This is a genomic window from Collinsella sp. TM06-3, from assembly GCF_003436395.1.
Taxonomy (GTDB): Bacteria; Actinomycetota; Coriobacteriia; order Coriobacteriales; family Coriobacteriaceae; genus Collinsella.
The window spans coordinates 1-21,266 of the sequence record NZ_QSPG01000020.1; the positions used below are offsets into that span (position 1 = coordinate 1).

A 21,266-nucleotide genomic window follows, 5' to 3' on the forward strand; every position below is an offset into this window, starting at 1 on the left:
CTATTTGCTCAATGTGTTCGGCTGAGATCGGAAATCAACCATCGTAATAATACCTATAATGGCGATAGCTAAAACACGACCTGCTTCCCCATCGGAGGATATTTATGACCGAAACCACTGCCGCAGCCGCCATCGAGACACGCGACACCAAGCTCGAGATCATCATGGGCCGCGAGGCACTCGATAAGCTCGCCGATGCTACGGTGTTGGTGCTCGGCTGCGGAGGCGTGGGCTCCAACTGCTGCGAGGCACTCGCCCGCGGCGGCATCGGTCATTTCGTCATTCTGGACAAGGACATCATCGCGCCCAGCAATATCAATCGCCAGGCCATCGCCTTTCATAGCACCGTCGGCAAGCGCAAGGTTGACGTGATGGAAGCCATGATCCACGATATCAATCCTGCCGCCACCGTTATCAAACGTACCGAATACCTGCTGAGCGACAACATCGATGATTTCTTCGCGAGCGTTTTGGAGCAGACGGGCGGCAAGCTCGACTACGTCGTCGACGCCATCGACACCATCTCGGCCAAGCTCACCATTGCCAAATATGCTCAGGACCACGGCATTCGTTTGGTTAGTTCCATGGGCGGGGCCAACAAGCTCCATCCCGAGTGCCTCCGCTTTGCCGACATCTTCGATACGGTACGTGACCCCATGAGCCGCATCATGCGCAAAGAATGTAAGAAGCGCGGAATCAAGAGCCTACATGTACTGTTTAGCTGCGAGGAATCGGTTAAGACACAGCCCCGCGACCCTTCCAACATCCACGAGCGCACCGAGCTGGGAACCGCCAGCTTTATGCCGCCCATCATGGGCCAGATGATCGCCGGCGAGGTTATCCGCCAGATCAGTGGGCGCGGGTGCGAGCGCGTGCGCGCCGACGGCCAGCGCCTGGACTAGCGGAGCGCGCCGAGATGGAACCGCGATTCTTTGACACGCATTGTCACCTTGATTTGATGCTCAGCCCCGATGCTGCAATCAGTGAGTCGGAGGCATTGGGGCTGGGGCTCTTTGACTGCGGGGTCGACCCACGCGACTTCGCGGCAGCAAAAAAGCGGGCCGGCCGCTACCCAAACATTATCGCGGGCGCCGGCCTCCATCCCTGGTGGCTCGCCGACGGCCGCTGCGGTCCTGCCGAAGTCAATCTGCTTTGCGAAGTTGCTGCCCAAGAGCGCTACATCGGCGAGGTGGGACTCGACTTTTCCGCGCGCTATGCCGGAAGCGAGCCGCTACAAATACAGGCATTTGACCGGCTCTGCGATACACTCGCGCAGCATCCTCTTACCGGGCGAGTGATATCAATTCACGCCGTTCGTTCGGCAGGAACCGTACTGGACGTCCTCGAATCGCACGGATTACTCATCCCAAACCCCGATTCCCCCGCTATCATCTTCCACTGGTTTAGCGGCGCTTCGGACGAACTCGCCCGCGCGCGTAATGCGGGCTGCTATTTTTCCGTCAACGAACGGATGCTCGCTACCAAGCGCGGTCGTGAATACGCCCGACAGATCCCACTCGACCGTCTGCTGCTCGAAACCGACGCTCCAGCCGAACCGCAAGCAGATGCAAGCGCGCGACAGCTCATCACATCGCTAAAAAGCGCCTCCCTGCACATCGCCGAACTTAAAAACTGCGTCGTGGAGAGCGCCGAATCGATCGTTTTGGAAAATTCGCGCTTCATATTTGACTTCCGCTGACCCCGGTGGGCAAAAAACACCAAATATGAGTACTGCTGTAAAGCTAGTAGCATTATATTGTGACAAAAGAGCGCCTTGATAATGTACAGCTGTTCATTATCAAGGCGTTTTAGCATGGCTAAAGCCATATTTAACAGGTTATAATCGCCCCCAGGCGCTCAACCAGGACCTTAAAAGCATAATTTCCCTGTTACTAAATTAGTGACAGTACTCATATTTGGCATTTTTTGTCCACGAACCCCTAAAGAGCCTCCAACAGACCCCCTAAGAAAGCTCAAGCAGCTCGGGCAGCTGGTCGATAATCTTGTCCGCGGCGTCCTGGCTAAAGCCGAAGCGCTCCTCGCGCTTGGCAATGACCGTCAGGCCGGCTCGCTTGCCGGCAGTGATGCCAGGCACCGAATCCTCAACGCAGCAGCAGCGATTCGCGGGCAGCCCCAGCAGGTCCAGCGCATGCAGGTAGATGTCGGGCTCGGGCTTGCTCTCCTTAAACTGCTCGCCGCTCACCACATACTCAAAGGCATCCGACAGCCCACACGCGTTGAGCACTTCCTCGATGCTATCCATGGGAGACGAGCTGGCAAGCGCCACGCGAACGCCACGGCGCGGCAGCTCTCGAATCGTATCCACGGCGCCTGGGTTAATCAAAGCCTGATAGTCGCGCGGACGCTTATGCGCCCACTCGTCCCAACGGGCCAACGCTTCCTCGCCAGTGAAATGCCCCTTACCGGCGCGCTCAAACCAATCGACCAGCATATGCAGGAAGAACTGATGCGAGGTACCGACTTGCCCATTCAACTCCTCTTGAGTCAGGTTAAGCCCAAGCTCCTTGGCAAACGCGGCAGTCTCGCCCAGGTAGTAATACTCGGTATCGACAATAACGCCGTCCATATCAAAGATAACGGCATCGAACGGAAATGCGGACACGGCACCCTCCCTAACAAAAGGGCGCCTGTAAGCAGGCGCCCGAACCATACATTATCGGCGATTCTAGCCCAGCAGCTTATCCAGCGCCACTGCAATACCGTCTTCGTTGTTATTGGCGGTTACCATCTGGGCAACTGCCTTAACCTCATCGACGGCGTTGCCCATGGCAACACCGGTGCCGGCCCACTCAATCATGGACTTGTCGTTCTGGCCGTCGCCAAACGAGACGACCTCGCTGGCATCGATACCGAGCTTGGGCAGGGCACCCTCGAGCGCACGGGCTTTGTCGATACCGGGCGCCGTGTACTCAAAGTACCAGTCGGCCGTAAACATGCCCGAAAGCGTCTGGGTAAAGGGCGCATACATCTCCTCGTAATGCGCCTGCAGGTAGGTCGGATCACCCGCCGTCAGCAGCTTGTCCACGGGATAAGTGTCCACGACCTCATGCAGGCTCTCGACCTCGCGAATCTTAAGATCGCACGCATCGCGCTCATACTTGACGATATTCTTCCGCAAGCCGTCAGGCAGCGTGATCATGCAATGGTACGAGTCCTCGACGTGCAAATCGCGACCGAGCGAAATCATAGGAATCACGTCGAAATTGCGCAGATGATCAATCAGACGGTGCAGTTCGTCAGCCGGCATGGCCTGATCAAATAGGACCTCATCGGTCTGAGCGTCGACCACGTGCGCGCCATTAAAGGCAACTAGCAGACCATCATGGTTTTGAAGGTCGAGCTCCTGCGCCAAGGCGTGCAGCCCCCATGCAGGACGACCCGAAGCCAAGATGAGCTTAATGCCCGACTCCTGCGCAGCGAGCAGCTTCTCGCACGTACGCGGGCTGATGACCTTTTGGTCGTTGGTGAGTGTACCGTCGATATCCATTGCGATGGCTTTGATTGCCATATATGCCTCCCTATCATTGAACAACCTTGTCTGAGCCATCATACAGAACACCCACGGCGGCTCTGTCTGCAACGGGTAAAAAGTCATATTGTCCCGAACATGAACGGCGCGCCTTCGACGATTGCGATGCCCGTCGAGGCGCCTCCCGATACATTCCATCCTATCCAAATAGCAAGGGCCCGTATCCCAACGGATACGGGCCCCTTTCAGCCATAAGCCAACTCGGCCGTAAAAACTACTTGCGGTGAGCGCGGTAGAACTCGATGAGCGCCTGGGTCGAAGCGTCCTGCTCGGCCTTGGCAGCGTCGTCGTGGAAGGCCGGGGTGATCTGCTTGGCAAGCTGCTTGCCCAGCTCGACGCCCCACTGGTCGTAGGAGTCGATGCCCCAGACCGTGCCCTCGACAAACGTGATGTGCTCGTACAGGGCGATGAGCTCGCCGAGTGCGAACGGGGTCAGCGTGTCGCCGAAGATCGAGGTCGTCGGACGGTTGCCCTCAAAGCAGCGGGCCGGGACGATCTGCTCGGGCGTGCCCTCGGCACGAACCTCGTCGGCCGTCTTACCAAAGGCGAGCGCCTTGGTCTGGGCCAGGAAGTTGCCCAGGAACAGCTCGTGGACGTCCTGGCCGCTGTCGGTTGCGGGGTTGGCAGTGTTGGCGAAAGCGATAAAGTCGGCCGGGACCACCACGGTGCCCTGGTGCAGCAGCTGGTAGAAGGCGTGCTGACCGTTGGTACCGGGCTCGCCCCAGAAGATCTCACCGGTATCGGAGGTCACAGCGCTGCCGTCCCAGCGGACGTGCTTGCCGTTGGACTCCATGGTGAGCTGTTGCAGGTAGGCCGGGAAGCGGTGCAGATACTGGCAGTACGGCAGCACGGCGTGGCTCTTGGAACCGAAGAAGTTGACGTACCAGACGTTGAGCAGGCCCATCAGCGCGACGGCGTTGTTCTCGAGCGGGGTGTTGCAGAAGTACTCGTCGATGGCGTGGAAGCCCTCAAGGAACTGCTGGAAGCGCTCGGGGCCGAGCACGACGATCAGCGACAGACCCACGGCGGAGTCGACGGAATAGCGGCCGCCGACCCAGTTCCAAAAACCGAAGGCGTTGGCGGGGTCGATACCGAAGGCCTCGACCTTTTCGAGCGCGGTGGAAACGGCGACAAAGTGCTTGGCCACGGCCTCGGCGTTCTGCTCATCGGAGCCGTCGATGGCACCCTGAGCCTTGAGCTGCTCGAGCATCCAGGTCTTGACCTCACGAGCGTTGGTGAGGGTCTCGAGCGTGGTGAAAGTCTTGGAGACGATAATCACGAGCGTGGTCTCGGGATCGAGGCCCTTGAGCTTCTCTGCCTGATCGTTGGGGTCGATGTTGGAGATGTAGCGGCAGTCAATACCGGCGTCGGCGTAGGGACGCAGGGCCTCGTAGGCCATGACCGGGCCCAGATCGGAGCCGCCGATGCCGATGGACACCAGGTGCTCGATCTTTTTGCCGGTAACACCCTTCCACTCACCGGAGCGCACGCGCTCGGCGAAGGCATACATGCGGTCGAGAACCTCGTGCACGTCGGCGACGACGTCCTGGCCGTCGACGATGAGCTGGCCCTTCTCGCTTGCCGGGCGGCGCAGCGCGGTGTGCAGGACGGCGCGGTCCTCGGTGGTGTTGATGTGCTCGCCGGAGAACATGGCGTCGCGGCGCTCCTCGAGCTTCACCTCGCGGGCAAGATCGCACAGCAGCTTGACGGTCTCATCAGTCACCAGGTTCTTGGACAGGTCGAAGTGCAGGTCACCGGCGTCAAAGCTCAGCTTGTTCACGCGCTCGGCATCGGCGGCGAACCAGGCCTTGAGGTCGATACCCTCGGCCTCGAGCTTCTCCTGATGGGCCTCGAGCGCCTTCCAAGCGGCAGTCGACGTAGCATCGATAGGTGCGGCAACAGTTGCCATAGAGTCCTCCTCAGCATACGGGCGCACGCCTCCATGCGCCCGGACATTCAGATGCCACTATTCTAGCGCAGGTCAAGACTATAATCAGCGAGCGTTGCCAATCGGCCCCCAAACGGCAACCGACCAAAAAGGGACAGGTTTAATTTGGCAGGTCAAACGCTTTACCAATCAAAAATAACCTATCCCTTTATGCCAAATATTAGGCCGCAGCGCAGACGCTACCGAGCAACTCACGCAGAGGAGACCCGATGCCCTCCAGCAGTTCGGGCGCGATGATGGCAAAAACGGGAACCTCGCCGGCCCCCACGACGGCAGGCACCTTGCCCTCCGAGACGATACATCCATAAGGGACAAAACCGTCTTCGCCGACATCGAGCGCCGCCATGCGACGGGCGAGCTCGCGCGCAAAGCCGGCAGTATCGGCATCGCCAATCGCCAAGACAAAGTCCACGCCTTCGTCGGTCGCCAGGGCCACGGCTTCGTCGATCAGCTCGTCTCCTCCGTCGCCTTCAACCGAGCCGCAGCGGAAAAGCACGCGCTCGAGCAGGGCGCGATCGAGCGAGCCCAGCGCCGCCGAAACGAGCTCATCACGCGTGTGCTTGTCGCCTCCCAGCACGACCAGTGCCTTGGTGCCGCCATAGTGGGCAACCAATCGCCCGCACCAGCGAGCCACATCCCCATCCGCAACCAAGCGCGTCGGCATACCAAACCCATAGTTGACCATTATCCCCACAACCCTTCCGTGCTTTATGGTGGTATCAATCGTTAGCCTCATGCTACGAAGCGAGCTTTTCCGAGCTGTTTCGCGCTCTTTAGGGCTGCGTTAAAAACCCGATGCAACCGCACGACCATATCTGCCAAATAGGGACAGGTTTTGACGGTGTCCGGTCGAGCAGGTATTATCGAACAGGTATTCGATAAGAACATGTGTTTGATGGGAGGCTCGGATGGAGCACGAGCAGCACACCTACATCTGCATCGACCTCAAGACGTTTTATGCCAGCGTCGAGTGCGTCGATCGTGGGCTCGATCCGCTCACCACCAACCTGGTCGTTGCCGACGAATCGCGCGGACGCACGACCATCTGTCTCGCTATCACGCAGACCATGAAGGACCTCGGGATACACAACCGCTGCCGTCTATTCGAGATTCCCGACGGCATCGACTACATCAAAGCAGTGCCGCGCATGCAACACTACATGGAGGTGTCGGCGCAAATCTACGGCGTCTATCTGGAATACGTCAGCCCCCAGGACGTGCACGTCTACTCCATCGATGAGTGCTTTATCGACGTGACGCCCTATCTGGACCTTTATCACACCGATGCCGAAGGGTTCGCCTGCATGTTGCGCGACGAGGTCTTGGGGCGCACCGGCATCACGGCGACGGTCGGTATCGGCCCCAACCTATTCCAGGCCAAGGTGGCGCTCGACATCACCGCCAAGCACGTAGCCAGCCGCATTGGCGTACTCGACGACGAGATCTTTCGCAAGGAGATCTGGCCCCATCGCCCCATCACCGACATCTGGGGCATCGGCCCCGGCGTGGCGGCCCGTCTCGAGAAATACGGCGTCTACGACCTGATGGGCGTCGCCGCACTCGACGAGAACCTGCTCTACGACGAACTCGGCGTCAACGCCGAATATCTCATCGACCACGCCTTCGGGCGCGAGCCGACAACCATCGCCGATATCCAAGCCTATCGCCCGCAAGCGACCTCGACCACCACAGGACAGGTGCTCTCGAAGGGCTATGCCTACGAGCAGGCCTACACCGTCTTGCGCGAAATGGTCGACAACGCCGTGTTGGATCTAGTCGATAAGCACGTGGTCTGCGACAGCATCTCGCTCTTTGTGGGCTACGCGAGCGAGCGCGCCGACATACGCCGGCTCAACGCCAGCGGCACGGCGCAGTATATAGACGGCTGCGGACACTTGCGCTCGAGCACCTCGGGCATCGAGCCCGCAGCGACCGACGGCCCCGAGCTCGCGCCCCGTGCTCCCAAGCCCGTCCAGCGCGATGACGAAAGGCGTCGCCTGGTGCGCGAAGCGCAGGCAATCGATGGCATCTTTGTGGGAGAGCATGGCGGCAAACCGCGTGGTGGCTATGCCGCACTCTTTGCGCACTCCAACGCCTCGCGAAAGCTGCCCGAGCGCACTAATTCGTTTAAGAAAATCATGGGGTATTTCGATGACCTTTGGGCACAAACGGTCGATCCCAAACGACCGGTCAAGCGCATCAACCTGGGATTTGGCAATCTTGTGCCCGAGGAATTTGCCACCATCGATCTGTTCAGCGATATCGAGGCCGATGAGCGCGAGCGCGACCTGGCGCGCGCCGTCCTGGCCGTGAAAGGCAAGTACGGCAAGAACGCGCTCGTCAAGGGATTAAGCTTTACCGCCGGCGCCACCGCGCGCGAACGCAACGGCCAAGTTGGAGGACATCGTGCCTAAACCCAAGCAGCAGCCCGTGCGCCCGCCGACCGCCTTCGAGCGCCTGGCGGACCCCGAGGGCAGACGCCGCGCCGCCGACCCCAACCTCACTGCCAACGGTGCCGTGCGCGCCAACCGCGCCGCACAGTTTATGCCCTTTGCCGCCCTCACGGGATACTACGAACTCGTGCGCAAGCAGGAAATCACCGTCGAGTCAAAACGTGAGCTCACGGAAGAAAAAGCCCTCGTACTTTCTAAAAAGCTCGAGGGTCTCAAACGTGGCGACTTGGTTCGTGTCACCTATTACGATACATACGGCTATCGCAGCCGCACCGGCATCCTCGACGAGGCGCTCCCCGCCTTCAAGCTCCTCAAGCTCCGAGACATCGCCATCGACTTCGACGACATCCAAGACATCGAACTGCGCGGACGAGCCTAGCCAAGGAAGCGCACCCAGAGCGACGCTTACAGCGTCATGACGTAGTAACCCGCATCTCTCACGGCAGTCTCAAGGACACCGCGATTGATCGGCCGCTTGGAGCGCACACGCGCTGTGTGGTCCGCGTACGTTACCGTAGCCCACACACCATCCAGCGCATTGAGGGCATTGGCTACGTTCTGAGCGCAGCCTTCACAGCTCATGCCGCCGATGAGCAGCTCATCGCTATAGGGATAGTGTGACGCATCGGTATCCACCACAACAACCTTTTTGGCCTTCTTGCCGCTCGCACCATCGCTGCAACAACTCTTCCCGTGTGTCGAAGCGGCAATGCGACGCAGTCCAAAAAACATGCCGACGGCAATGACGGCCAGCACGATGAGATTCGCAGGGTTGAGCAAGTCGCTCATGCGCTCCCCTTTCAAGTAGCACTATCTAGATACCCCCATGGGGTGTCCCCATCTTAACCCAAAATCATGTCTGTTCGGTCAATTAGTTTCCCTCTTCAAACTTTTTTGTTGACCATGGCTTACTTTCGTGTATAAGTTTTCCTAGGCTAACAGTTTAGATCCGTAAGGAGCGCCGTGACTCGAACCATAGACATCCCAACGTTTCAGGCAGCAGTCGTGCGCAACTGCTCTCCCACGCTCGCGGGCATCAAGCCGGCATCGCTCTTTACCTATCCAGGCACCTACGCCCACGGGGACGGCTCGACCACAACCGAAACCATCGCAGAACGCCGCGCGCGCCTGCTCAACGTTATCGCCCAGTGCAATCGCGAGCTTGACCCGCTCGGCATCCACCTGAGTGTTTTGGTCTGGCGGCCCTGCGGAGCACTCGTGTACGTGTACCGAGCCAAAAGCCTCGCCACCTATTTCGCAGACCCTCGCGCCCAAACAGCGCTCGCCTCGGAAGGCTACGACACGAGAGACCTTTCGACATGCCTTGTGCATTTGGCATCACGCATCACGCTCGCGAGCAATAACATCGCGGAATGCGCTTGTAGCCAGACTCGATGCGCACTACCCCAGCAAGCTAGCTGCAGCAACGACTGCACCTGCGAGTTTCCGCACGAAATAGGCTACTTCCTTGGATATCCCTACGACGACGTGCACGAGTTTATCGTCCAGCGCGGCGAGAACTACAAGGTCTTTGGAGCTTGGAAGGTCTACACGAATGTCGAGCAAGCGCTTGCGATGTTTGACGCCTACCGTGCCTGCACTCAATACCTCACCTTTGTCTATCAGCAGGGCTGCAGCTTGGCGCAACTTGCCCAGGCAACCCGATAGAGCATACAAAACGCGGCCGCACGCCGCACAACCGAAAGGAAGACATATGAGCAAGATCGCCGTCGTCTACTGGAGCGGTACAGGCAACACCGAGGCCATGGCAAACTTCGTTGCCGAGGGTGCAACCGGTGCCGGCGCCGAGGCAGAGGTCATCTCCTGCGCCGACTTCTCCGCAGACAAGGCCGCCAACTATGACGCCATTGCCTTCGGCTGCCCCGCCATGGGTTCCGAGGAGCTTGAGTATGACGAGTTCCAGCCTATGTGGGACGAGGTCAAGGAGACCCTCGGCGATAAGAAGGTCGTCCTCTTTGGCTCTTATTCGTGGGCCGAGGGCGAGTGGATGGACAACTGGAAGGCCGATGCCGACGAGGCGGGCGTCAATGTCGTCGATTCCGTCATTTGCTACGATGCGCCCGACGATGAGGGCGAGACCGCTTGCAAGGCCCTCGGAGCCGAGCTCGCGTAACGAACCCAGGACCTCCAAAAGAGTCTGCATCAAAGCGCATCCTTATCCCTACAAAAGAGCGGGGGTGCAGTTCAAGTCCAGCCCCCGCTCTTTTATAACGGCAGTTACATCAACCGGCTACGAGATATTGCCCAAGAACGCCTTGGTGCGCTCGCTCTTGGGGTGGTCGAAGACCTCGCTCGGCGTACCCTCTTCCACAATGACGCCGCCGTCCATAAAGACGACGCGGTCGGCGACGTCGCGGGCAAAGCCCATCTCGTGCGTCACGACGATCATGGTCATGCCATCGCGTGCCAGGTCGCGCATGACACCCAGAACGTCGCGAACCAGCTCGGGATCGAGCGCCGACGTGGCCTCGTCAAAGAGCATAACGTGAGGGTTCATCGACAGGGCGCGGGCGATGGCAACGCGCTGCTGCTGGCCGCCCGAGAGCTGGCTCGGCATAAAGTCGATACGCTCGGCAAGACCGACCTTGGTCAGCTCCTCGACGGCGATCTTCTCGGCCTCTTCCTTGCTGCGCTTGAGCACCTTTTGCTGCGCAAGCATGACGTTCTTTTTGACCGACAGGTGCGGGAACAGGTTGAACTGCTGAAACACCATGCCCAAGTGCGTACGCACCTTATTGAGGTCAACGCCCTTGGCGCACACATCCACGCCCTCGACGACAATCGAACCACTCGTGGGCTCCTCGAGACGGTTAATGCAGCGAAGCATCGTCGACTTGCCCGAACCCGAAGGGCCCAGGACTACGACGACCTCGCCCTTGTGCACATCAAGGTCGATGTCGCGCAGGACCACGTTATCGCCAAAGGCCTTCTGGAGATTCTTGATGCTGACGACGACCTCGTTCGAGTTATTGGTTTCGCTCATAATAGAACCTCCTTACAGACCAGCGATATGGTCGGCGGGCGTCGCGACAACCTGTCCGGCGCTCTTGGTGGGACGCTTCTTTTTGGTTTCGGCCGTACCCAGCAGCCTCGCCTCAAGACCGCTCACCAAGCGCGCAAGCGGCAGGGTAATGACCAGATAGAACAGGGCGGCAACCACATACGGCGTAATGGAGCCCGTCGTTGCCACGATGGTGCGGGCGTTCATGACGATCTCGACCACGCCCACGGCGGCGAGCAGCGACGTATCCTTGTAGAGCAGGATAAACTCGCTGGTCAGCGTAGGTAGGACATTGCGGAACGTCTGCGGAATCATAACGTAGAGCAGCGTCTGGAAGGCATTCATACCCAGCGAACGAGCGGCCTCGTTCTGGCCCTTGGGGATCGATTGAATACCGGCACGGAAAATCTCGCACAGATACGCAGACGAGTTCATGGCCATGACGATAACGCCCAAGACATAGTCGTCCACCTTGACGCCGGCAAGCGGCAGGCCAAAGAATGCAATATAGATCTGCAGGAACGCCGGCGTACCGCGGATGACATTCACGTAGATGCCGGCAAGGCAACGCAGGATGCGCGATTTGGATATGCGCATAAGCGACAGGGCAAAGCCAAAGGGGATCGCCAGCGGAAACGCCACGAGCACGATCGAGAGCGACATAAGGAAGCCCTTGAAGACGATCGGCAGGCTCTGGACCAAAATGACCGGGTTCAGGAACAGGCGAAGGAACATGTTGGAATTCCATGCCTCGACCCACGGCTGTTCCTTAAGGTCGGCCAGGAAGTTATCGAACGCCGTCACGCCCTTAATCTCGACGGAAGGAATCTTGGAAATCTTCTTGGTCGAACCGTCGGCGAGCGTATAGGTTCCGCTAAAGGCCTCATCGCCGCCCTCGACGGGGAATGTCACGCCGTAAACCTCGACACGGAAAAAGCCGCCGGCAGGCGCCGTCTCGCCAAAGTCAATCTTGAGCGTCTGGCCGTCAGCCTTGCACGTGGGCTTCATGGGCGTACGATCCATGAGGTCCTCGCCCGAGAGCATCGTCAATCGCGTGTCATCGGTACCAAACGTTGTGCCGTCGACAAACGTCAGAGAAAGACCGCTCAGCTCCTCGTCGGCATCGGCCTGAACTTCCCAGGTAATGCGCGTCTCGGTGCCGCCGACCACAGCGCTGCCCGAACCGGTGTTGGGTCGGGCGGTAATCTTTGCGGTCTCAAGCGCCTGGGCGGTCGTGGGCGCATATGCCCCCACGCACACCAGCGCGAGCGCCACGGCCATGGCGCAGGCTAGCTTTTGGAGCAAGGCGGGCAGTGGAAAACGCTGCTCCGCAGCCCCTTTGTTCAGTCGAGACAAGGTGGCTCCTATCGTAGAAGTTGCCGGCAAAACGAGACGGAAACACTCTCCGTCAAGAGAAGCGCAAAGGCCCTCTCCGCCAAAACGGAAAGGGCCCGCGCGCAATCAAGTAGCTATTTTACTTGATGTTGTACTTAGCCATGAGGGCGTCGACGGTACCGTCGTCAGTCAGGTCCTTGATGGCCTGGTTGATGTCGTCCTTGAGCTTGGTGTTGCCCTGGTTGATGGCGATGGCGTACTCCTCGCCGGTGCTGACCTGCTTGATGGTCTGGCAGGTGTTGAACTGCTCGGCGGTCAGCTGGCTGGCAACGGAGCGGTTGGTGACTACGGCGTCGCCCTTATCGGACTGCAGGGCGCTGAAGCACTCGGTGGCGTCCTTGTAGGGGACAATCTTGGCCTTGGGGAAGTTCTCCTGGGCAAAGGCCTCGGCGGTCGAGCCAGACTGGACGATGATGGTAGCGTCGGCGTTGTTGAGCTTCTCGCTGAAGTTGTCGGCCGTGATATCGGTGTTATCGACCTTGGTCACGATAGCCTGATCGTCCATGTAGTAGGAATCGGAGAAAGTGACTTCCTTCTCACGCTCGGGCGTGTCGGTGATAGCCGCGATGGCGACGTCGTACTTGGCGCCCGAAGCAACGCCGGGGACGAGCGTGTCAAAATCATTGTTGACATACTCGACATCCAGACCCAGCTTATCGCCGATAGCCTTAATGAGTTCAAGGTCAAAGCCCTGGTAGTCGCCATTGTCATCCTTGTACTCAAACGGAGCGTACTCGGCAGAGGTGCCGACGGTCAGCGTACCGTCCTTGACGAGCGCGTACTCCTTGGAACCGTCGACCTTCTCGACCTTAGCGTCGTCAGAGCTGCTGGAACTGGCATCAGAACCAGAGGTGGCGTTGGACGAGCCGCAGCCCGTCAGAGCAAGGGCGAGCGCCATAGCACCCGTGGCGGCAAATGCGCCAAGCTTCTTCAGCTTCATAATCAGTCTCCTTCCAATGACCCCACGTGATTCAGGGGTCTGCAAAAACTGAGGGTTATTATGCACCCGCTTGGAAGAATCCGCAATTAGAAAACTGATTGAAACAAACCCATAACGTGAATGGAGCACTCCACTTTATGACAGTCATCACTGCTGCAATGACCTTAACAATTTGATTTCAGCCGCATAACCTGCAAGTTCGTTCGGTGTCTCCAAAATGAATGGCAATGCGCGCAAGCGGCCATTCGATACAATATTCTGCATAACCTGCATACCGCCGCCAAACTCTTCGCTACCCAGGTAGCCCTTACCGATGCATTCGTGGCGGTCCTTATGGGCGCCGCAGGGGTTCTTGGAGTCATTGATATGCACGGCGCGCAGGCGCTCGATACCCACCACACGATCGAACTCGTCGAGCACGCCTTCAAGATCGTGGACGATGTCGTAGCCGGCGTCATTCACATGGCAGGTGTCCAAGCAAACGCCCAACTTGGCCGACAGCTCGGGGCACTTGTCGGCAACGCCCTGGATGATGAGTGCCAGTTCCTCAAAGCTGCGGCCCACCTCGGTGCCCTTGCCGGCCATGGTCTCGAGCAGCACCGTCGTCTGTTGGCCCTCAAACATCACCTGGCACAGGGTGTCGACGATCATCTGAATGCCGGCGTCGGAGCCCTGCCCCACATGCGCACCGGGATGGAAGTTGTAGTAGTTGCCGGGCAGCGCTTCCATGCGCCGCAGGTCCTCCGCCATGGCCTCCAAGGCAAACTCGCGCGCCCGCTCTTTGGCCGAGCAAGGGTTATAGGTATACGGGGCATGAGCCACAAGCGGGCCAAAATCGTTCTGTTCCATAAGCTCGCGCAGGGCGGCCACGTCATCCATGTCAAGGTCTTTCGCCTTGCCGCCGCGCGGGTTGCGTGTAAAGAATGCAAAGGTATTGGCGCCAATTGACAACGCCGTCTCCCCCATCGCCCGATAGCCCTTCGTCGTGGATAGATGACACCCGATCGTCAGCATCCCCAGCTCCCCCTCATCAGTTGCGGTGAAATAGTTCCTGTCGATGCCTTATTCTGCCGCAAACAGGAACTATTCCACCGCAAGTTATAAAAGGGGCATCAGAGATGCGGGGCACCAAGCACTACGGCTACGGGCGCCGGCGTCATGATCCCTCACGCGTCAGCGCCAGGTCCTAGAGGGCTAGACGGATTGCATCGATAATGCGCGCGCAGCGCTGTGTGGCGGCAAGGGGCATGACGGGACTCTCGAGTTTCCCCGCCCGGATGAGCTGGGTCGCATGCTGGATTTCGCCGTAGAAATCATCGACCTCAAACGGGGCATTTACTTCGAGCATTCGTCCGTCGGAGTACCTCACATGGGCGAGCTCGGGGCGATGGAGGCGCTCGATTTCCAACGAGCCCCGCTCGCAGGCAATCATTAAGCGGCTTTCATATGCTGCTTTGCCGTCACACGCCATATGAATGGGTATACCGCCGACACTCATATGGATCTCATCGGCCCAATCCACGCGGCCGCCCGATACGTCACGCCAGCGAACTTCACGAGACGAAACATCGCACGCGCCCGCAAGCAGATCCTCAAACCACCCGACTGCATAGCAGCCCATGTCATATAGACAGCCACCCTGCAACGGATCGAGTAGATAACTCGAAGGGGACTCACCATAATCGAGTTTTTGCACGCTTTCGATCGAAACGATACGGCCGAGCTCGCCCGACGCAAGCAAGCCCTTCACGCGAGTACGCATCGGACAAAACCGATTTTTCATCGCCTCCATAAACGGCACACCGCACTCACGGGAAACGGAGGCGATCGCATGGGCCTCTTCTTCATTCAAAACGGCCGGCTTTTCGCACAGTACGGCCTTTCCCGCGCGCAGTGCCCGACAGACCCAATGCGCATGCATGCCATGCGGAAGAGCCAAGTAGATTGCGTCGACATCGGGGTCGGCAATCAGCGCATCATAAGCCGCATCGCCGTTATCGTCGGCCGAGGCATGGCCATGCGCAACATCAATCGAAAACGCTCGGCAAAATTCCTCGACATGTGCAGGAGTGCGGCCGGCCGCAGCCACCAGCCGTGCCCCGTCGACCTTCTTGAGCGACGATGCAAATCGATGCGAAATGTGTCCAGCGCCCAAAACGCCCCAACGAACCTCACGCAAATCATCACATGAATCCCGATGGCCCACGACAGCCCCCTTCAGTTGCGGTGAAATAGTTCCTGTCGATGCCTTATTCTGCCGCAAGCAGGAACTATTCCACCGCAAGTTATAAAAGGGTCACGAGGAGCGCGTTTTGCCGAAGGCCTTAAGCACCGCCGTCACGGGGCCAGGCTGAAAACGGCGGCGTACGTCGTCCAAGCGCCCGGGGATATCGATATGCTGTGGGCAATGCCGCGCGCATTTGCCGCACTTGACGCAATTGCTCACCAGCTTGGGCTCGTTCGTCCGCACCGCGCTCGCCGTAAAGTATTGAGACAGCCCCGTAAACCAGCTGTGCGCATAGCTTGCGTTGTAGGCAGCAAAACACCCAGGGATATTGATGCCTTTAGGACACGGCATGCAATAGCCGCATCCCGTGCAGGGCACGCGATTCGATTTTTCAAACTCCCTCAGCACGCGTGCGATGGCATCGAGCTGAGCAGCCGTCATCGAATCCGGCAGGGCCCGATCGGCCAACGCCGCGTTCTCATCCACTTGCGCGGTATCGGTCATACCCGAAAGCAGCATCGTCACCTGAGGATGGTTCCACACCCACGAAAGCCCCCAGGCGGCCGGAGTGCGCAAATGCGGGTCACGGGCGCCATCGAGCACAGCGCGTGCCCGCGGCGGCAGTTTGCCCGCTAGACGACCGCCCAGCAGTGGCTCCATCACAAACACCGCAAGACCGCGCTCCGCAGCCGCCATGAGTCCTGCCGTTCCCGCTTGGTAACGCTCGCCGGCATAGTTGTACTGGATCTGGCAAAAATCCCAGTCATATGCGTCAAGCACCGTCAGGAAATCCGCCGCGCTGCCGTGATACGAAAAACCAATCTGGCGAATGCGCCCCGCCGCCTTTTGACGCGCGATCCAGTCCTCGATGCCCAACGCCACCACACGTTCCCACTGGGCGGGCGAGGTAATGTTGTGCATGAGGTAATAGTCGATATGGTCGGTCCGCAGGCGACGCAGCTGCTCGTCAAAGAAACGGTCGAAATCCCCTGTGCATGTACACGAAGCGTGCGGCAACTTAGTCGCCAGCAACACCCGGTCGCGCAGTCCCAGGCGCTCAAGCGAAGCGCCCACGCAAGCCTCGTTGCCGGGATAGAGATAGGCTGTGTCCAGGTAGTTAATCCCCTGCTCCACCGCACGGGAGATGATGGCGTCGGCCGTCTTCGCATCGGGGTGTCCCGGCGCACCGGGAAACCTCATGCAACCCAGCCCCAGCGCCGAGATACGGTTACTGCTTTTGGGGTCAACGCGATATTGCACGGCCCCTCCTCCCCCATCGAAGCCCTGATAAGGCGAAACAAACCTGTCACGTCATCGAAGCACATCGGAATCGCAATCGAGAACGTATCGTAACGCAGCAGAAATCAGGCCGTCACGGCACCGCTTTAACATCAGCAAAAAGCCCGATGAAAGGAGACGAACGTGACCACGCGCGAGGGCGCCTGCCCCTACCCCGGCGAGCAGTACATCCTCTCGGTCGACCGCTATCAGATCGAGGTCATGGACCATCTGGACGAGCTTCCCGCCACAGGCGCCGTCATCTTCTGCACCTTCCCCAAGGTGCGCGATGACGTTGGATATCCCGCACGCGTTTTTGCCATCTGCCCCGCGGCATAAGTTCCCATGCGTTTGTTCTTCTAAATATCGCCTCCGGTGCACGCTACATGCCCCAGCGGCATACAATCCATCAGACGCCCCTTACGCGGGCGTCTTTTTGTGAGGAGATGATTCACATGCAGATCAACAAGGTCGCCTTTATCGGCAAGGGCGGCGTGGGCCTGCTCTACGGCAGCATGATTGCCAAGGCCCTCGGTAACGAAGCCGTCGAATACGTCATGGATGACGCCCGTTTCGAGCGTCACGCAGGCGACGCCCTTACGGTCAACGGCGAGCCCTGCGCACTCAAGTCCGTGCGCGTCAGTGAGGCAACGCCCGCCGATCTTGTCATTCTTACGGTCAAGACGACGGGACTCAACCAAGCACTCAAGACTATGGAGCGCGTCGTGGGGCCCAACACGCTCATCGCCTCGCTGTGCAACGGCATTACGAGCGAGCAGAAGATTGCCGAGCGCTTTGGCTGGAAGCATACCGTTCTTGGTATTTGCCAGGGCATGGATGCCGTGTTCCTCGACAGCGCGCTCACCTTTACCAATGCGGGCGAGATTCGCTTTGGCGCGGCAGCAGGCACCGAGCCCGCAACCGTCACCGCCATCGACGAGCTCTACACACGCTGCGGCATCGCCCATACCGCCGAGAGCGACATTGCGCACCGCATGTGGGCCAAACTCATGCTCAACGATGGTATCAACCAGACGTGCATGGCCTACGGCGGAACGTATGGAAGCGCCACAGAGGCCGGCTCCGAGCAGCGCCGCTGCTTTGTCTCCGCCATGCGAGAGACACTTGCGGTCGCCAATGCCGAGGGCATTGAGCTGACCGAGGCAGACCTGACGCAGATGGTGCACCTCATCGAGGGAATCGACCCCACCGGTATGCCCTCGATGGCGCAGGACCGCATCGCACAACGAAAGACCGAAGTCGAGGAGTTCGCGGGCACCATTTGCCGCCTGGCCGCCAAACACGATATCCAAGTGCCGCAAAACGATTGGCTCTACCAGAGGATTCGCGAAATAGAAAGCAGCTGGTAGCCTCGGCCGCATCGCGACGTGCGCAATACAAGCAGACAGGCCTTCGCGAGGATTCCGTCATTCGCGAAGGCCTGTTGCATTTAGCTCGAGGCTAAAACTGAGGCTTATTTTGCGATTCCGGAACCTCGTCCTCGTCATCGCGGCAAAGTAGCACGCCGGCGCTTCCCAGCAACGCCGCTGCAATCAAGGCGCCCACAATCACAGGAGCGGCGCCCGTAGCGGACTGCAAGCCGGCAGTTAACGCCGCCGTCGGACCAAGGCATCCGATCAAAAGGGCAACGACGGCAATAGCGACATCTCGAGCGTTCATGGAACCACTTCCTCCACGAGAAAGACTTTGTTTCTCGTGACTTAGTGTGCCCCGCGCCCATATGCGCGGCGTACTGCCACGGTAAGCGCTCTGTTAACTCAAATGCATACATAGAACGGACGCCCTTACGTTGCCCTAAAGCTCGGTAAAGACGCCCGTCCGCCAAATATTCGTGATGCAGAAAAATTACCAGCCAGTGTAGTAGTCGGTAGTTCCGGCTGCGCAACCCGAATCGTAGACCTTGCACTCGCCCTTGGAACCGGTAAACGTGGAGCCCTGAGCCTTATCGCCCGCGGCAACGACGTAGTAACCATCGGAATCGCGCCAAAAGCCCTCGGAATCCTGAGTCCACTCGCCCGTGCGGTGATGGTAGAGCACGTTGCTGCTGTAATAGGTCTCACGACGACCGTTATAGTTATTGACGCCGCTCGAGCGCGTCAGGCCCGAGCCGTTCGCGTAATACGCAGCAGACGCGTAAGACGAGCCGGAGCCGGCGTTGTAATACAAAGCCTGAACGGCCTCAGCGGCCTCGGCTTCGGCGGCCGCAGCCTCGAGCGCCTCACGCTTGGCATCCTCAAGCGTCGTGCGCAGCTCATCGAGCTCGGTCGATTTGGCGTCGACCTCCTCCATCGTCAAAAGACCGCCCGCACCATCGATACAACCTTGCAGTACAGCGCGCTCGTCATCGGTGGCATAGTCACCGTACATGTTCATGATGATCTGGGCGCGGACCTCCAGGGAATCGTGCTTGGCCCCCATAGAGGCATTCCACTCCTGCATGGAGCCAAAGCCGTCGCCGCGATAGTCGACGGGCTGCATCAGCGTCGCCTCGGACGGCGTGGATCCGACCGTGTCGGACAGTGTTGCCGCGTGGGCATCGGTTGCGCCGGCGCCCGCTAAAAGTGCCACGGTCAGAGCGGCGGAAAGGGCGGCGGCTTTCGGTTTTCGTGAATCAATCCTCATGTAGCTGGAAACCTCCGTAGTGCGTTTTTGCTGCGTTTGAGCTGCGCGTGATTCGATCGCGCTGCATAGTACTCCGAGCAAATCGCGACCTGCGGTTTTTCTCAAAAGGTGCACGTCATTTGCGTAAAACTCACATCCTCTCAACAGGAGTTTTCCACATCTCGATTGCATAAAGCATGTCAAAAACCCTGTAATAGCGCCCTTCCTATGCAAAAAAGGCGCCTGCGCAACCATTGCTTGCGCAGGCGCCTTGAGCAGGCATTTTATGCAGCTATACCTATCGAGTCGCAAGGGGTCCTTGCACAAGTCGCCCTACTCGTCCAGTGCGGCAAAGGCCTGCTTCAGGTCCCAAATGATATCCTCGGCGTTCTCGGTACCGATGGAAAGACGGATCGTGGAGGGCGTGATGTTCTGCTCGGCGAGCTCCTCGGCAGAGAGCTGGGAGTGCGTAGTCGTAGCCGGGTGCACGACGAGCGACTTGACGTCGGCCACGTTGGCGAGCAGCGAGAACACCCGCAAGTGGTCGATGAACTTCCATGCAGCCTCCTGGCCGCCCTTAATCTCGAAGGTGAAGATCGAGGCACCACCGTTGGGGAAATACTGCTTGTAGAGCTCATGGTCGGGGTGCTCAGGCAGGCTCGGGTGGTTCACCTTGGCGACGTGGCTGTCACAAGCCAGGAACTCAACGACCTTCTTGGTGTTCTCGACATGGCGGTCGACGCGCAGTGACAGGGTCTCGGTGCCCTGGAGCAGGATCCAGGCGTTAAACGGGCTAATGCAAGCGCCCTCGTCACGCAGCAGGATGGCGCGGACATAGGTCGCGAAGGCGGCAGGGCCGGCAGCCTCGGCAAACGAGACGCCATGGTAGGAGGGATTGGGCTCGGCGATCTGCGCATACTTGCCGCTCGCCTTCCAGTCAAAGTTGCCGCCATCGACAATCACGCCGCCCAGCGAGGTACCGTGACCGCCAATGAACTTGGTCGCGGAGTGGACGACGATATTGGCGCCATGCTCCAGCGGACGGAACAGATACGGGGTGCCGAAGGTGTTATCGACAACAACCGGCAGGCCATGCTTCTTGGCAATCTCGGAGATGGCGTCGATGTTGGGGATGTCGGAGTTGGGGTTGCCGAGCGTCTCGAGATAGATGACCGTGGTGTTGTCCTTGATGGCACCCTCGACCTCGTCCAGGTTGTGGGCGTCGACAAAGGTGGTCTCGACACCAAACTGGGAGAGCGTGTGCTCCAGCAGGTTGTAGGAGCCACCGTAGATGGTCTTCTGAGCCACCACGTGGTCACCGGCTTGGGCAAGAGCCTGCAGGGTATAGGTGATGGCAGCAGCACCGGAGGCGACGGCAAGACCTGCCACACCACCCTCGAGTGCGGCAATACGGTCCTCAAAGACGCCCTGGGTGGAGTTGGTCAGACGGCCGTAGATGTTACCGGCGTCGGCAAGACCAAAGCGGTCGGCGGCGTGCTGGGAGTTGCGGAACACATAGCTCGTGGTCTGGTAGATAGGCACGGCACGGGAGTCGGATGCAGGATCGGCGCTCTCCTGGCCAACGTGCAGCTGCAGGGTATCGAAACCAAAGGTGTGCTCGGGGTTGTTGATGAACTGGCCCATGATGATCTCCTTGATCGAACGAAAGTAAATAAAAAGAGAGAAATAAGTCGCTGTCTCCTGATCACGCCGACGGGCGCAAGCAGGAGCCCGGCATTCGTCTTGGTAAGCAATTCATATGCGGGCCTCCTTTCGCATCCCGGTTCCGTGGTCGGCTTAATTACCTACCGCCTTTGTGTGTTTTGAATAG

Annotated in this window: 22 protein-coding genes; 8 read left to right on the forward strand and 14 right to left on the reverse strand. The window is 59.1% G+C overall.

The window, feature by feature from the left end; translation table 11 throughout:
- Positions 1-104 precede the first annotated feature (104 nt).
- Together DXD56_RS07865 and DXD56_RS07870 are read left to right on the forward strand one after the other, a co-directional pair.
- Positions 105-902, forward strand: a complete 798-nt coding sequence (locus DXD56_RS07865; RefSeq protein WP_117640798.1) for a ThiF family adenylyltransferase — start codon at positions 105-107, stop codon at positions 900-902.
- Positions 903-916: 14 nt separating this feature from the next.
- Entirely contained in the window at positions 917-1,699 is a 783-nt protein-coding gene (locus DXD56_RS07870) for a TatD family hydrolase (protein WP_117640799.1), read from the forward strand.
- A 264-nt stretch (positions 1,700-1,963) separates the two neighbouring features.
- On the opposite strand, the gene DXD56_RS07875 is transcribed toward DXD56_RS07870, so the two are convergent.
- The 4 genes from DXD56_RS07875 to DXD56_RS07890 form a co-directional block, all read right to left on the reverse strand.
- Complete coding sequence (locus DXD56_RS07875; protein ID WP_316242505.1) at positions 1,964-2,623, reverse strand: HAD family phosphatase; 660 nt, start codon at positions 2,621-2,623, stop codon at positions 1,964-1,966.
- A 63-nt stretch (positions 2,624-2,686) separates the two neighbouring features.
- Positions 2,687-3,529 (reverse strand): Cof-type HAD-IIB family hydrolase, encoded by an 843-nt coding sequence (locus DXD56_RS07880; RefSeq protein WP_199411569.1) that lies wholly within the window; start codon positions 3,527-3,529, stop codon positions 2,687-2,689.
- Positions 3,530-3,764: 235 nt separating this feature from the next.
- Positions 3,765-5,459 (reverse strand): glucose-6-phosphate isomerase, encoded by a 1,695-nt coding sequence (gene pgi / locus DXD56_RS07885; protein ID WP_117564424.1) that lies wholly within the window; start codon positions 5,457-5,459, stop codon positions 3,765-3,767.
- A 199-nt stretch (positions 5,460-5,658) separates the two neighbouring features.
- Positions 5,659-6,183: an iron-containing alcohol dehydrogenase gene (locus tag DXD56_RS07890; protein ID WP_099431475.1), complete on the reverse strand. Its 525-nt coding sequence runs from the start codon at positions 6,181-6,183 to the stop codon at positions 5,659-5,661.
- A gap of 223 nt (positions 6,184-6,406) precedes the next feature.
- On the opposite strand from DXD56_RS07890, the gene DXD56_RS07895 reads away from it, so the two are divergent.
- Both DXD56_RS07895 and DXD56_RS07900 read left to right on the forward strand, forming a co-directional pair.
- Entirely contained in the window at positions 6,407-7,912 is a 1,506-nt protein-coding gene (locus DXD56_RS07895; protein WP_117640803.1) for a DNA repair protein, read from the forward strand.
- Positions 7,905-8,330 (forward strand): hypothetical protein, encoded by a 426-nt coding sequence (locus DXD56_RS07900; RefSeq protein ID WP_233503836.1) that lies wholly within the window; start codon positions 7,905-7,907, stop codon positions 8,328-8,330. The genes DXD56_RS07895 and DXD56_RS07900 overlap by 8 nt, the downstream gene beginning before the upstream one ends.
- Before the next feature lie 26 nt (positions 8,331-8,356).
- Here DXD56_RS07900 and DXD56_RS07905 read toward each other — a convergent pair whose 3' ends face one another.
- Complete coding sequence (locus DXD56_RS07905; protein ID WP_089573009.1) at positions 8,357-8,740, reverse strand: heavy-metal-associated domain-containing protein; 384 nt, start codon at positions 8,738-8,740, stop codon at positions 8,357-8,359.
- A 174-nt stretch (positions 8,741-8,914) separates the two neighbouring features.
- Between DXD56_RS07905 and DXD56_RS07910 the strand changes: the two genes are divergently transcribed.
- Both DXD56_RS07910 and DXD56_RS07915 read left to right on the forward strand, forming a co-directional pair.
- Positions 8,915-9,619 (forward strand): DUF3793 family protein, encoded by a 705-nt coding sequence (locus DXD56_RS07910; RefSeq protein ID WP_117640804.1) that lies wholly within the window; start codon positions 8,915-8,917, stop codon positions 9,617-9,619.
- 46 nt (positions 9,620-9,665) lie between these two features.
- Positions 9,666-10,085, forward strand: coding sequence for a flavodoxin (locus tag DXD56_RS07915; RefSeq protein ID WP_117640805.1), 420 nt, complete (start codon positions 9,666-9,668; stop codon positions 10,083-10,085).
- A 117-nt stretch (positions 10,086-10,202) separates the two neighbouring features.
- Here DXD56_RS07915 and DXD56_RS07920 read toward each other — a convergent pair whose 3' ends face one another.
- The 6 genes from DXD56_RS07920 to DXD56_RS07945 form a co-directional block, all read right to left on the reverse strand.
- On the reverse strand, positions 10,203-10,955 hold the full coding sequence (locus DXD56_RS07920; RefSeq protein ID WP_022094423.1) for an amino acid ABC transporter ATP-binding protein: 753 nt from the start codon (positions 10,953-10,955) through the stop codon (positions 10,203-10,205).
- Between the two features lie 12 nt (positions 10,956-10,967).
- Positions 10,968-12,329 (reverse strand): ABC transporter permease subunit, encoded by a 1,362-nt coding sequence (locus DXD56_RS07925; RefSeq protein ID WP_233524964.1) that lies wholly within the window; start codon positions 12,327-12,329, stop codon positions 10,968-10,970.
- 118 nt (positions 12,330-12,447) lie between these two features.
- The gene (locus DXD56_RS07930; RefSeq protein WP_117640807.1) at positions 12,448-13,308 is read right to left on the reverse strand and encodes an ABC transporter substrate-binding protein; all 861 of its coding nucleotides are present in this window, start codon (positions 13,306-13,308) and stop codon (positions 12,448-12,450) included.
- A gap of 147 nt (positions 13,309-13,455) precedes the next feature.
- The gene (locus DXD56_RS07935; protein WP_117640808.1) at positions 13,456-14,322 is read right to left on the reverse strand and encodes a deoxyribonuclease IV; all 867 of its coding nucleotides are present in this window, start codon (positions 14,320-14,322) and stop codon (positions 13,456-13,458) included.
- Between the two features lie 172 nt (positions 14,323-14,494).
- Entirely contained in the window at positions 14,495-15,514 is a 1,020-nt protein-coding gene (locus tag DXD56_RS07940) for a Gfo/Idh/MocA family protein (protein WP_233524965.1), read from the reverse strand.
- 90 nt (positions 15,515-15,604) lie between these two features.
- Positions 15,605-16,795: an aldo/keto reductase gene (locus tag DXD56_RS07945; RefSeq protein WP_117640809.1), complete on the reverse strand. Its 1,191-nt coding sequence runs from the start codon at positions 16,793-16,795 to the stop codon at positions 15,605-15,607.
- A 162-nt stretch (positions 16,796-16,957) separates the two neighbouring features.
- On the opposite strand from DXD56_RS07945, the gene DXD56_RS07950 reads away from it, so the two are divergent.
- Positions 16,958-17,152 carry a hypothetical protein gene (locus DXD56_RS07950; RefSeq protein ID WP_117640810.1) on the forward strand — a complete coding sequence of 65 codons (195 nt, stop codon included), beginning with the start codon at positions 16,958-16,960 and terminating at the stop codon, positions 17,150-17,152.
- Between the two features lie 116 nt (positions 17,153-17,268).
- Positions 17,269-18,183, forward strand: coding sequence for a ketopantoate reductase family protein (locus DXD56_RS07955; RefSeq protein WP_233524966.1), 915 nt, complete (start codon positions 17,269-17,271; stop codon positions 18,181-18,183).
- A gap of 91 nt (positions 18,184-18,274) precedes the next feature.
- Here DXD56_RS07955 and DXD56_RS07960 read toward each other — a convergent pair whose 3' ends face one another.
- The 3 genes from DXD56_RS07960 to DXD56_RS07970 form a co-directional block, all read right to left on the reverse strand.
- Entirely contained in the window at positions 18,275-18,493 is a 219-nt protein-coding gene (locus DXD56_RS07960) for a hypothetical protein (RefSeq protein WP_117640812.1), read from the reverse strand.
- A gap of 186 nt (positions 18,494-18,679) precedes the next feature.
- A complete protein-coding gene (locus tag DXD56_RS07965; RefSeq protein ID WP_117640813.1) occupies positions 18,680-19,456 on the reverse strand; it encodes a hypothetical protein in 777 nt (258 codons plus the stop codon).
- A gap of 312 nt (positions 19,457-19,768) precedes the next feature.
- Positions 19,769-21,079: an O-acetylhomoserine aminocarboxypropyltransferase/cysteine synthase family protein gene (locus DXD56_RS07970; RefSeq protein WP_117640814.1), complete on the reverse strand. Its 1,311-nt coding sequence runs from the start codon at positions 21,077-21,079 to the stop codon at positions 19,769-19,771.
- Positions 21,080-21,266: the final 187 nt, after the last annotated feature.